Below are 12,113 nucleotides of genomic sequence, written 5' to 3' on the forward strand. Positions count from 1 at the left end.
AAGCGGCCCAGACTTGAAGGGAGAAGGAACATTATTAACTGGAATCTCGGCGACATTCTCGACGCAATCGAACCCGCCATACCTCAGGACGCTCCTGCCCTGATACACGGCGACCGGATCGTCACCTGGCCTGAAATGGCCGCGCGTTCGAATAATGTCGCGCGTGCGTTGCGAAAGCGCGGAGCTTGCGATGGCGCCAAGGTGGCTTTCTATATGCGCAACCGCCCTGAATACGGTGAGCTGATGGCGGCCTGCTTTAAGGGACGTTTGACTCATGTGAACATCAATTATCGCTATCGCCCCGAGGAAGTTTTTTACATTTTCAATGATTCTGACAGCGAGGTGATTGTTTACAGCTCGGAGTTCCGTGACTGTATCGTCGAACTCAAGGATCGACTTGAAAAAGTTCACACCTTCGTTGAAGTTGGCGACGCTTCGCAAATCGCACCTTTCGCAATCCCTTATGAAACCCTCGCGCAGGAAGGCGATGGATCGGCTCTCGGCATCACGCGCTCGCCTGACGATTTGCTCTTCATTTATACCGGCGGCACGACAGGGATGCCCAAGGGCGTGATGTGGCGTCATGACGATATGCGCAAGGCGCAACTGGACGCCCAGAAGCTGCTCGGCCCCGTTCCGCAAACAATCGAGGAGAACGTCGCCCTGATCACCAGTCAAGGGCCTGGCAGACGCACGCTACCCTCCTGCCCGTTAATGCACGGGACCGGCTTCATCACTGCGATCGGCACGCTCATGTCGGGCGGTGCCATCGTGACTTTGTCGGACCCATCTTTCGATGCGATTGAATTGTGGGAGACGGTCGATACGCACCAGGTGGAAAGCATCTCAATTGTGGGCGACGCTTTTGCCAAACCGATGCTGCAGGCGCTGGACAATAATCCCGGTCGCTGGGACACGAGCAGCCTTGTCTCCATTGTTTCATCCGGCGTGATGTGGAGCAAAGAGGTCAAGGCTGGCCTGTGCAAGCATATCCCCCAAGTGGTGCTGATGGACAGTTTTGGCGCTTCCGAAGGGCTCGGCTTCGGCCTCTCCGTCACAACCGCAGAGGGGGGCACGAACACCGCGAAATTCGCGATCGGTGAATTCTGCGATGTCTTCGATGAAAACGACCAGAAAGTAACGCCGGGCAGCGGCGTACCGGGATATATCGCTCGCAAGGGCGCAATCCCGGCGGGTTATTACAAGGATCCCGAAAAGTCCGCCAAAACCTTCCGCACTATCGACGGGGTGCGCTATTCGATTCCAGGCGACTGGTGCACGGTCGAAGCCGATGGCAGCCTGACCCTGCTGGGCCGTGGCAGCGTGTGCATCAACACGGCTGGTGAAAAGGTCTATCCGGAAGAGGTCGAGGAAGTCCTCAAGACCCATCCCGCTATTGCTGACGCGCTGGTCGTGGGCGTGCCGAGTGAAAAATGGGGCCAGGCCGTCACCGCCGTCGTGCACCTGAGTGGCGACGTTGCATTCGACGAGCAAGGCGTCAAAGACCACGTGCGTCAGCAATTGGCCGGTTACAAAACGCCAAAGGCCATCCATCCAACGGAAACAGCCCTGCGCGCATCCAACGGCAAGGCCGACTATGCAACAGCAAAAGCAATCGCCGAGCGCTTGACGGTCGCGTCATGAGCAAGCGGGCTTCTCCTGATTACGACGCCGTAATCGTCGGTGCCGGCTTCAGCGGGATCTACCTGTTACACAAGTTACGTAACGCCGGGTTCAACGTGTTGCTGGTGGATGCTGCGGCCGAGCCGGGCGGTATCTGGTATTGGAATTGCTATCCGGGCGCACGAGTGGATTCGCAGGTGCCGATCTACGAGTACTCAATACCTGAAGTGTGGAGATCATGGACCTGGAGCGAACGATTTCCCGGATGGAAAGAGCTAAGAGCGTATTTCCAGCATGTTTGTAATACACTCAAGCTGTGGCCCATGATGCGCATGGGGGCACGGGTCACAGGCGCGAACTATGAGCAAGAGGCGCAGCAATGGCACCTGCAACTCAACGGAGAGGAAACTGTTACGACACGGTTCCTCTTGCCCGCGATTGGTTTCGCATCAAAGCCGCATATCCCTGATTTTCCCGGCATTGAGGATTTCGAAGGCGAATGGTTTCACACGGCGCGCTGGCCACAACAGGGGGTCGATCTGAGCGGACGCAAGATTGCCTTGATCGGCACCGGGGCAAGCGGTGTGCAAGTCGCGCAGGAAGCCGCGAAGTCCGCATCGAAGCTGACACTATTTCAAAGAACACCAATCCTGGCGCTGCCCATGCAGCAGCAAAAGCTGACAAAGGAAGGTCAGGAACGCGACAAGCAGGATTATGCCGCTATCTTCGAAGCGCGCAAACAGACCCGCGGAGGGTTCGAATCTCAATCGCTGGACGTTTCGGCGCTCGAAGTTGACGAGAAAGAGCGCAAGGCACACTTCGAATATCTGTGGCAGAAAGGCGGCCTCAGGTTCTGGTATCACAATTTCTCCGACCTGCTGATCAATCGCGAAGCGAACCGCTACGCCTATGATTTCTGGCGAGACAAGGTTCGCGCCAGGATCTCCGACCCCAATCTTGTTGAACTGCTCGCGCCTTCCGAACCACCCCATCCATTCGGCACGAAGAGACCTTCGCTCGAGCAGTGTTATTACGAGATTTTCGCGCAGGATAATGTCGATCTGGTCGATCTGAAGGCAACCCCCATCACCCGGATCAAACCGCACGCGATAGAGACCGCTGGCGGCGAGGTGGAATGCGACCTCATCGTTTACGCCACCGGCTTCGATGCCGGGCGAGGCGGCATGGTCGATATGAACATCACGGGGACGAACGACCTTTCTGTTTCACAAGCTTGGGAAGACGGGTTACGCGCCTATCTCGGCATGGCGATAGCAGACTTTCCAAACATGCTGTTTGCATACGGTCCACTTAGCCCGTCAGGTTTCTCGAACGGCCCAACCAGCGCAGAGATACAGGGTGACTGGATTTGCGACTTTCTTGTCTGGATGCGAGACAATGACAGTCATCAATTCGAAGCCAGTGCGACCGCAGAAGCGGGCTGGACAGAAATGGTGGCACAGGCTGGCGCAATGACCCTGTTTCCCGAAGCGAATTCCTGGTACATGGGCGCAAATATCCCTGGCAGGAAGCGTCAGCTGATCAACTTTCCAAGCGTGTCTGGATATGTCGCACTCTGCGAAGATGTAGCGAATGACGGGTATCGCGGCTTCATCATCGACAAACACACCAGCAACGAACAGATGATGGAATGAATATATTGACGAAAGTGACAGATTTTCCCGACGATATCAGCTCTGTCTGGGCCGGCGATGGTTCGCATCTGCCGGAATGGTTTGTGTCGGCCCTGAAAGTGCCGCGCGAGGAAGGTTATGAAGAGATCGACAATGCGAAAGTGCATTACTTTCGCTGGGGCGATCGCGGCAAGCCGAAAGTGCTTATGACACATGGCTTTCTCTCCCACGCGCGCTGCTTTGCCTTCATCGCTCCGTTCCTCGCCGACGACTATGACGTGGTCGCGTTCGACCTTGCCGGCATGGGCGACTCGGAGATGCGTGGGCAGGCCGATCCAGAAGCGAGAGGGCGCGAATTTGTTGAGATTGCTGAGGCGCTCAATCTGTTCGCGGATGGCCACAAACCCACCATCATTGCGCACAGTTTCGGTTCCGGCGCAGCGCTCACTGCCGTGACGCAGTCGCCCGATCGGTTTTCCGGGGTTGTGATTTGCGATCTCATGGTCTTGCGCGCGGAGGTCCTGAAGCAATATTGGAACCAACGCCGTTCCAGCCCGGGGTCAGGTGACCCTGACAAGCCCAAGCGGTCTTATGCGAGCTATGAAGAGGCGCGCAAAAGATACGTCCTCTCCCCGCCCCAACCCGTCGGCGAGCCTTTCCTTCTGGATTACATGGCGTATCATTCTATGCGGCGCTGCGGAGATAACTGGACATGGAAATTCACACCCGAAGTGTTCCGGCGAAGCAATAAGTCGGAAGAATGGCTTACGATCGGCCAGCGACTCGTGAGTACGCCGGGTCGCAAGACCATTGTTCATGGTGCCAAGAGCCAGCTCTTTACCAAGGATTCGGCTGACTACATCCGTGAGCTGGGGGGGGGTGACATTCCTATCATCGCCGTTCCTGAAGCACGCCATCATTTGATGCTCGATCAGCCATTGGCTTTCGCAACCGCACTCCTGAGCATCCTGCACCTATGGGATAATCAGGAACCTCGCCCTTCGTGCCGCTGAGCTAGGTTCGAAGTCCAATGCGCAATGTATCGGGTTGGCTCAACCCATGGTGAACGGCGTCTCCAGAAAAAGCGGCAGAAATTGACCTGAGGCCTTCCGCTCCCTCACTTATTTCGAGAGTCTGACCCTTTCATAGTCCAAGGTTTGAGGTCTGGCGAACGCGCCGGGAGCGGAGCCCCCGACAAGCTCGAGTGACCGGCGCGCCGCGGGCGGGCGTCAGCCCGCCCAGCGATGAGTGAGGCCGGTGATGGTTGTAGTCGTGTCGCCAACGTCCCAGCACCTTCCTGGCATGCGCGAGACTGTCGAACACTTCCTCGTTCAGACATTCGTCGCGGAGCTTTCCGTTGAAGCTTTCGACGAAGCCATTCTGCTGCGGCTTTCCCGGCGCGATATAGTGCCAGGCGATGCCAGTTTCGTTCTGCCATTCCAGGATGGCCCGTGAGGTCAGCTCAGTGCCGTTGTCAGAGACGATGGTTTCCGGCCGGCCATAAAGACGGATGCAGCGATCGAGCTCCCGCGCCACACGTGCGCCTGACAGGGAGGTGTCGGCCACCAGCGCCAGGCATTCTCTTGTGTAGTCGTCGGTCACGTTCAGCATGCGGAACCGCCGTGCCGGACCGAAGACATCCGAGACGAAGTCGAGGCTCCAGCGCTGCGATGGGCCGTCCGGAACAGGCATCGGCGCACGCGTCCCGTCGCCATTGTCGCCCGGACCAATGGCGCGCCAATGACGACCGCGCTTGCGGCCCCGTCGCCGTTTCACGGCCAGGCCTTCTTCCCTGTAGAGACGCCTCAGCTTCTTCTGGTTCATCGCGATACCTTCGCGTTCAAGCATCAGGCCGATGCGGCGATAGCCGAACCGGCGGCGCGTCGCTGCGATCTCGCGCATGCGGGTCCGGATCTCCGGATTGTCCGGCTCCGCTTCTCGCCTGACAGTCTTCGGATCGACGCTGACCAGCCGGCAGGCGCGGCGCTGGTAGATGTCGTAGGTCTCGATCACCTTCAGCGCGGCATCCCGCTTCGCATGGGGCGTCGTCAGGACTTTCCCAGAAGGTCTTTCGGGAGCGAGTTGTCGAGCATGCTGTCGGCCAGAAGCTTCTTAAGCCGTGCATTCTCGGTCTCCAGCGTCTTCAGCTTGCGGGCATCAGATACGTCCATGCCGCCGAACTTCGCCTTCCATTTATAGAAGGTGGCCGAGCTGACGCCATGACGCCGGCAGACCTCCGCCGTCGACATGCCGCGCTCCTGCTCAGCTAGAATCGCGATGATCTGTTCTTCCGTGAATTTGCTCTTGCGCATTGTCTGTCTCCATAATGACAGACTCTCAATTCAAATGCGGGACCAATCGGGGCTCAGGTCAAAACTGCCGAGTCTGATATGCGGCTCGACTCATGTCGATGGGTTAGGCAAAGCCTCTGCTTGCAATGTTTTTGATGTCGTGCTCGCTGCAGGAAAATCTATGCACATGACGTTTGACTTGCGCGTTTGCAGTTACCAGTCGCCTGCTGTTCGGAGAATATCGGACGCGTCATTCAGCCAGACATTGCTTGCGGTCGGTATTCAGACTTCCTTTTGTGTGATGGTCATGCGTTGCAGAAGAGTCCACATTGAATAGGTCAGATTCAGCTGTTTTGGGTGGCGAAATACTATTTGGTTCGGGCAGCTTGTGTTATTTCTCATTCCTTCATTCGTTGTTCGACGAAGTCGGTCACAGTCATATTTAACGCGACGGCGCAAAACTGATCTGAAGCTGTTTCCCATTCGAGTTTTGAATTCTCTTTATGCCAGACTGGCGACCAGTTGAGTGCGGCGATCATGGCGCGCCGACAGTATTCCGGATCACTCTTGAGGTGCCGATGTTTTTTCAGATTTGTCAATTCGTCCATCCAGATGTTGCGATATCGCTCATTGATGGAGCGCAAACGGGATCGCGCGCTTTGAGGCAGGGAGCCCCACTCACGAAAGGATACTTTATGCGCATCGCCTGGCGGTCCGTTGAGCGCACGCAAGTGTGACAGAACCAATCCATGGAACCGCGAGAGCGGCCCTGTTAACTCCGATAGTTGCTCTTCAACAATGGACAGACCGCTGGTCATTCCGTGTTCGATAACCGCCTCAAGGAGCTGTTCCTTGCTATCAAAATGATAGAAAATACTGCCAGATGTAATCCCGATTTCCTCGGCGATATTGCGAACGGTTGTTCGCTGAAATCCCAGTTTGTTGAACAATTGCGCCGACGCGTTGATTAGCTCGTCTCGCATCGCAACGGTATTTTTCGTTTTTTTGGGCCGAGCCATCTCGTAATCCTTCAAAGTTCAGAGGCTTTTTTGCAAATCGAATAGTTTATAAATATTGACCCGGCCCCGTGATCCGGGCCGTTCATTCGGAGAGTCTGTTCGCCTTTTGCTTTGAGAAGGACTGTACCATTCCGGGTTGGAGTTTCCCGGCTTTCATCAGTCGGCTGGACTGGATGACGGCCGGGTGATTCATCAGCGCTTGCGGGGCTTTGTTTCCAATCACGCTATGAGGTCGTAGCTGATTATAGGCTACACGCCAAGCCTCCAGCTTTTTCCTTGGGTCTGGCAGGTTCATGAACCAGTGCGCATCCAGGCACCCCGACCTGAGCCGGCCGTTGAATGCCTCAATGAACGCATTGTCCGTCGGTTTGCCGGGGCGGTCGAAGTCGAGAACGACGCCCCTTGAAAATAACCGCAGTTCGCGACGAGTGCTCCTGCATACGCGAAAAAGCGAAACTCTTCGCCGAAAATTCTGCGAAGGGTTATTGACAAGCCGCAGCACAAAAACTAAGCAAGCGCTTGATCAAAACAAGTCAACCTTTATAAAAGCTAAATTCAACTTGTGAACTTCACAATCGCAAGCCGGGAGGGTAGAAAAGTGAATTCCGTAAATCCTAAATCGTTCAATGTGTTGCGTGGTCTGCTACTTGCGGCAGGGTCGCAGGCGATTGTCGCCGGTATGGGCGCGGTCGCGCAAGAGGCTGAGTCGCCTGAAGAGGCGGGCGACTACCGGTCTCTCGACACCGTCGTCGTTACCGCGCAAAAGCGGGAAGAAACGGCCCAGTCCGTTCCGATCTCCATTACCGCATTTTCCGGCGAAGCGATGGAGCAGGGGCAGCTGGCCACGCTGACAGACCTTGCCCAGGTGACGCCCGGTCTTGCTTTTAACACTTTCCAGCCAGGTCAGCCTGAGATCTCCATTCGTGGCGTTGGAACGAAAGAGGATGGCGCCGGGGCGTCCGATTCAACTTTGGTTATGGTTGATGGCGTCTATGTCGCCGCCCGGTCGGCCTCAAACGTCGATATATTTGATCTCGAGCGCGTTGAGGTGTTGCGCGGGCCGCAAGGCACGCTGTTTGGTAAGAACTCGATCGGGGGAGTCATCAACTATATTACCCGCAAGCCGGATGACGAATTTCGCCTGCGTGTGCGGCAAACGGTCGGCTCATATGACCAGTTCGATACAGCGGCAATGGTCAATGTGCCTTTAACCGATAATTTGTTTACAAAGCTGTCGTTCAACCGCCGATCATTTGAGGGTTATGACCGATGGATTGGTCCGGGCCGGGGCGATGAGATTGGAGGAAACAACCTTTTTTCCTGGCGCGCACAGGCGCTGTGGGAGGCCGCCAGTGATTTGAGTGTTCTCGTGTCCCTGGATGGCGCCGACGAAGAGCTTGGTAATATTAATCGTCAACCGGTCGGCTCAGCTGGCCCGCTTCACGATTGCGGATGCGCGTCGGATCCCATGGCTGTTGATATTGCGCTTGGTGGTGCAGGCTCGGTGCGCACCTATCTTGGCGAAGAGGACAATGGCGGCGAACGCAATGTCTTCGGCGGTATGATTGAAATCAATAAGGATTTCTCATTCGCTACGCTGACCGCAATGGGTGCGTATCGGGAGTCCGAATATTACTTCTCTCACGACGACACGGGTTTGCCGCCGTCGCCGATGGTGGATTTGACGGGATCTAATGGCAATCCGACTGATCTGCTGTTGGGCGATCCGAGCATCGGCTTCACTTTCGATAACAGCGATATAGTCTGGGAGGATTCGCAACAATTCACAGGTGAGATTCGTCTGTCTTCTAATTCGGGCGGACCGCTACAATGGGTTGCCGGCGCGTTCGGTAGCATAGAGCAAATCGACAGAACAGAAGGTATTTTGTTTACTGCGATTTCGGATGCGTCGCTCGATCCGAACTATGCGGAGGCGACGATGCTATTTGAGGGGAGTGCGGTTGCTGCGTTCGTTCAGGCGACCTATGACCTGACGGATCGTCTAAGCCTCACAGCGGGCGGACGCTTTTCCTACGAGGAAAAGGAGATTGTTGCTTTCAACGAAATTCCCCAATCGCCAAGCTTGCAGCTTGTGCTTTCCGCATTCCCGCCGACAAAGGGTAAGGAAGACTGGGATAATTTCTCGTGGAAGGCCGCGGTCGATTACGAAGTGGTTGATGATGTTCTAATCTACGGCACGGTCGCCACTGGCTTCAAAAGCGGCGGCTTCACCGGAGCAGCGACAACGGCTTCTGGCGCGACAACACCGTTCATGCCCGAGGAGGCGATGAACTACGAAATCGGGATGAAGGGGGACTTCCTCAACAGCCGGCTTCGCATCAACCTTTCTGGGTTTTACGTTGATTACGAGGACCTTCAGGTTACACGCTTCTTCCAGCCGCCGACATCCGGTGCAGGCGAATTTATCACCGAAAACGCCGCCGACGCCGAAATTATGGGTTTCGAAGGGGAGCTCACCGCTCTGTTGACCGACAATATAGAGGTTGGAGGGTTCTACTCCCACCTTGACGCCACGTTTGAGAACTTTTTCGGCACGCCCGATATTTCAGGAAACGGCGACTTCACTGGCAAAACGTTGCGTCAGGCACCGGAACATTCCGGCGGCGGCTATATTCAATACATCCACGAGCTTGGTGCCGGCCACGGCAACCTGACAGCGAATGTTAATGTCAAATATCAAAGCTCGTCGTTCACGAACGTGGACAACAATCCGCTTGACGTCATTCCAGAGCACACGGTTGGTGATGCGTGGCTCGCGTGGAATTCGGACAACGACAAATGGATGGTTCAGGCATGGGTCAAGAACTTCACCGATGAGGTCTACCGCACTCACGTCTTCACGCAGCGAGGAAACCGGATTGGATTCGGCACCTATGCACCACCGCGCACCTACGGATTGACGTTGCAGTTCAGATACTAGTCGAGGCCAGTTGTTCAGGCGGCGCAACTGAATGTGCGCCGCCTCTTCAGGGCGCAGAAGTTCTTCGAGTGAGAGAACCAGCGTTGGAGAGCGTGTGTTAAACAAGAGAGGTTACGAAATGCTTTCACCAGTCTTAAGGCCAGGCTTTATACAGCTTCGCGTGCTCGATATTGAGGCCGCGATTGTTCACTACCGTGACCACATGGGGCTCGATCTCGTTTCCCGGCATGACGGGCGGGTGTACCTGAAGGCTTATGATGAATTCGACCGTCACAGCGTTGTGCTTCGGGAGGCGGACAATGTCGGGGTTGACGTGATGGCTTTTAAGATGGCGTCACAGGAATCCGTGGAGGAACTCAGGCGAAACCTCGATAGGCGCGGCATTGTGCATGAGGTGATTGAGCCTGAGGAGCAGCCGGGCGTCGGTGAGCGGCTGCGCGTGCATATGCCGACAGGTCATCTGTTTGATTTTTATGCCACCATGGCACTATCCGACAACGGGCCCATGACGGACAATCCTGAACTATGGCGCGACGATCCCAAAGGCATGCGTATTATCCGGTTCGATCATTGCGCTTTGCTTGGCGATGAAATCGATGCAGCTGCAGAAATTCTGATCGAATGTCTCGGCTTTAGCGTTACTGAACGCGTTGTTGATCCGGACGGCGAGAATATCGCGATATTTCTATCATGCTCAAACAAGGCCCATGATGTTGCATTCCTCAAAGCGCCGGTGAAGGGCAAGCTCCATCATGCGTCATTCCTGTTGGAATCCTGGGCCGACATCGGCCATGCAGCCGACTTGATGGCGCGGCGCGATATCAAGATTGATATCGGACCAACCCGGCACGGTATTACGCGAGGGCAAACCATCTACTTCTTTGATCCTTCCGGCAATCGGAATGAAACATTTTCGGGGGGATATCATTTCTATCCCGACAATCCAACGCGTGTATGGACGACGGACAAATTTGGCAAAGGTCTTTTTTACTACGAACAGGAAGTCGTCGAAAGTTTTGTCGGCGTTTACACGTAGAGTGGAATGATCCGTCAGGCGGCGGCCATCCGTCGTCGCATTACGGCATCGAACTTGAACGTAGGAAGAAGTGGGAATTCAATGTATGTGAAAGTTTGCAAAGTCACTGAGCTTTCCGAAGGTGAAGTCATCCGTTTCATGCCTCAAGGTGAGGAGGAAGGGATCGCAGTTTGTCTCTCTCAAGGAGAAGTTTTTGCGATCGCAGACAAGTGTTCGCACGGCAACTGGAGCTTGTCGGAGGGGTTTCTTGAAAACTGTCATCTCGAATGCATCCTGCATGGATCGGCGTTCGACTTGCGGACCGGTTGGCCAGACAAGCTGCCCGCGACGAAACCGGTAAAAATTTATGACGTCAAAATAGAAGATGGAGATGTGCTCGTCGACGTCTCTTCTGGCCGCATAACCCAACCGGACGATGAAGACATTGCCGCCCAACATTAGTGGATATTCAGATTGTTGCTTTGACGCAAGGCAACGAAGTCCGAAGCCGCTGGTCCACGGGTTCGGTCAGGGGCCTGTGACCTGACGTGGGCGACTTTCGAATATCTATTCCGGAGGCGGGATGTATCTCGACGTGCGAAGCGGATGAAACCGTTCTTGCCGCGATGGGGCGACATGGGGTGAAAAAAATCCCGTCGGGGTGTCACGGAGGCGGTTGCGGTGTATGCAAGATAAGAATTTTGTCTGGCCGCTATCGTGTTGGAAAGATGAATAGCGACGTGATCTCACCCGAAGAAATAGAGGACGGTTATGCCTTGGCGTGCAAGACTATTGCCGAAGAGGATCTGGAGATTGCGGTTGTCGGGCGCATGCGAAAATTCTATCGTGAACGACTTTAGACATTTTTGCTCTGCTCTCTGAATCGGGTCAATCACTCTGAATCCTATAGTGAGAATGGCGTAAGCACGAATATGGCTGAAAGCTTCTTCTCCCGATTGCGCGGATGATCCGGGGGGCAGCATCATGCCGTGAGCGGGAAACACCTTGGTACCGCCGGGCATGCGGCCTGGCTTGAGGATCACAGTCTGGAGAGCAATGGCGCTCTCGCCAATCGTCTGATCAGCGCAGCGCTCGGCGCTCCTGTCGGCCGGAACTGGGCAGGTTACTGGCAATGATCCGCAACGTGACGGCATCGCCTGGTGCCCAGGCGCACATGCCCTTGCGCTCCTCCACCATCCGGACATGCTTGCGCCGGGCGGTATGGCGAAGGGCTAGGACGACTTTGAAAACGACCGAATTGCGCAGCGTGGCAGCCGTTGCATCAAGCCGACGCTCGATCATCACCCGCTCAGCAAGATCCCGGGTTGTGAGTTCGCCATCGACCTCAAGATGGCGCACGCAGATGTCGGTGATCTCGTCCTTCTTGAAGAACCCATGGCTCACCATGTAGCGAGTCGACTGGTAGTCAGGGGCGGTGAATAGCCGGATCGACATTTATATGAGCCAGGTCGTGCTTCGCCTGCGCAATCTGAGCCTGATCCGCCCATAGATATCAACACGCTTGTCCTTCAGGGACTCGATGATGAGTGACTCTGCCATCGCCAACATCATCTCGCACAGGCAGAGGGC

At 55.5% G+C, this 12,113-nt stretch carries 9 protein-coding genes and 2 pseudogenes; 7 read left to right on the forward strand and 4 right to left on the reverse strand.

The window, feature by feature from the left end:
* The first annotated feature begins 30 nt into the window (after positions 1-30).
* From B8746_RS06995 to B8746_RS07005, 3 genes are all read left to right on the forward strand, one after another.
* Positions 31-1,644: an acyl-CoA synthetase gene (locus B8746_RS06995; protein ID WP_084393163.1), complete on the forward strand. Its 1,614-nt coding sequence runs from the start codon at positions 31-33 to the stop codon at positions 1,642-1,644.
* Positions 1,641-3,278, forward strand: a complete 1,638-nt coding sequence (locus B8746_RS17370; protein ID WP_084392892.1) for a flavin-containing monooxygenase — start codon at positions 1,641-1,643, stop codon at positions 3,276-3,278. Before B8746_RS06995 ends, B8746_RS17370 begins: the two co-directional genes overlap by 4 nt.
* Before the next feature lie 83 nt (positions 3,279-3,361).
* Complete coding sequence (locus tag B8746_RS07005; protein WP_233124006.1) at positions 3,362-4,270, forward strand: alpha/beta fold hydrolase; 909 nt, start codon at positions 3,362-3,364, stop codon at positions 4,268-4,270.
* 108 nt (positions 4,271-4,378) lie between these two features.
* Here the strand turns inward: B8746_RS07005 and B8746_RS07010 are convergent.
* From B8746_RS07010 to B8746_RS07020, 3 genes and pseudogenes are all read right to left on the reverse strand, one after another.
* Positions 4,379-5,569, reverse strand: a pseudogene (locus B8746_RS07010) (IS3 family transposase).
* Between the two features lie 377 nt (positions 5,570-5,946).
* Positions 5,947-6,567, reverse strand: coding sequence for a TetR/AcrR family transcriptional regulator (locus B8746_RS07015; RefSeq protein ID WP_084392894.1), 621 nt, complete (start codon positions 6,565-6,567; stop codon positions 5,947-5,949).
* 82 nt (positions 6,568-6,649) lie between these two features.
* Positions 6,650-6,967, reverse strand: a pseudogene (locus B8746_RS07020) (integrase core domain-containing protein); the annotation flags it as partial.
* 198 nt (positions 6,968-7,165) lie between these two features.
* Here B8746_RS07020 and B8746_RS07025 point away from each other — a divergent pair.
* The 4 genes from B8746_RS07025 to B8746_RS17585 all read left to right on the forward strand — a co-directional run bounded on the left by B8746_RS07025 (position 7,166) and on the right by B8746_RS17585 (position 11,383).
* A complete protein-coding gene (locus B8746_RS07025; RefSeq protein ID WP_143434545.1) occupies positions 7,166-9,508 on the forward strand; it encodes a TonB-dependent receptor in 2,343 nt (780 codons plus the stop codon).
* A gap of 118 nt (positions 9,509-9,626) precedes the next feature.
* Positions 9,627-10,544: a catechol 2,3-dioxygenase gene (locus B8746_RS07030; RefSeq protein ID WP_084392897.1), complete on the forward strand. Its 918-nt coding sequence runs from the start codon at positions 9,627-9,629 to the stop codon at positions 10,542-10,544.
* An 81-nt stretch (positions 10,545-10,625) separates the two neighbouring features.
* A complete protein-coding gene (locus B8746_RS07035; RefSeq protein ID WP_084392898.1) occupies positions 10,626-10,985 on the forward strand; it encodes a bifunctional 3-phenylpropionate/cinnamic acid dioxygenase ferredoxin subunit in 360 nt (119 codons plus the stop codon).
* Positions 10,986-11,071: 86 nt separating this feature from the next.
* Positions 11,072-11,383 (forward strand): 2Fe-2S iron-sulfur cluster-binding protein, encoded by a 312-nt coding sequence (locus B8746_RS17585; RefSeq protein WP_198943706.1) that lies wholly within the window; start codon positions 11,072-11,074, stop codon positions 11,381-11,383.
* Positions 11,384-11,603: 220 nt separating this feature from the next.
* On the opposite strand, the gene B8746_RS07045 is transcribed toward B8746_RS17585, so the two are convergent.
* Positions 11,604-11,978, reverse strand: coding sequence for a hypothetical protein (locus B8746_RS07045; RefSeq protein ID WP_198943707.1), 375 nt, complete (start codon positions 11,976-11,978; stop codon positions 11,604-11,606).
* Between the last annotated feature and the right edge of the window lie 135 nt (positions 11,979-12,113).

Origin of the sequence: Henriciella pelagia, from assembly GCF_002088945.1 — a bacterium.
In the GTDB taxonomy this organism is placed as follows: domain Bacteria; phylum Pseudomonadota; class Alphaproteobacteria; order Caulobacterales; family Hyphomonadaceae; genus Henriciella; species Henriciella pelagia.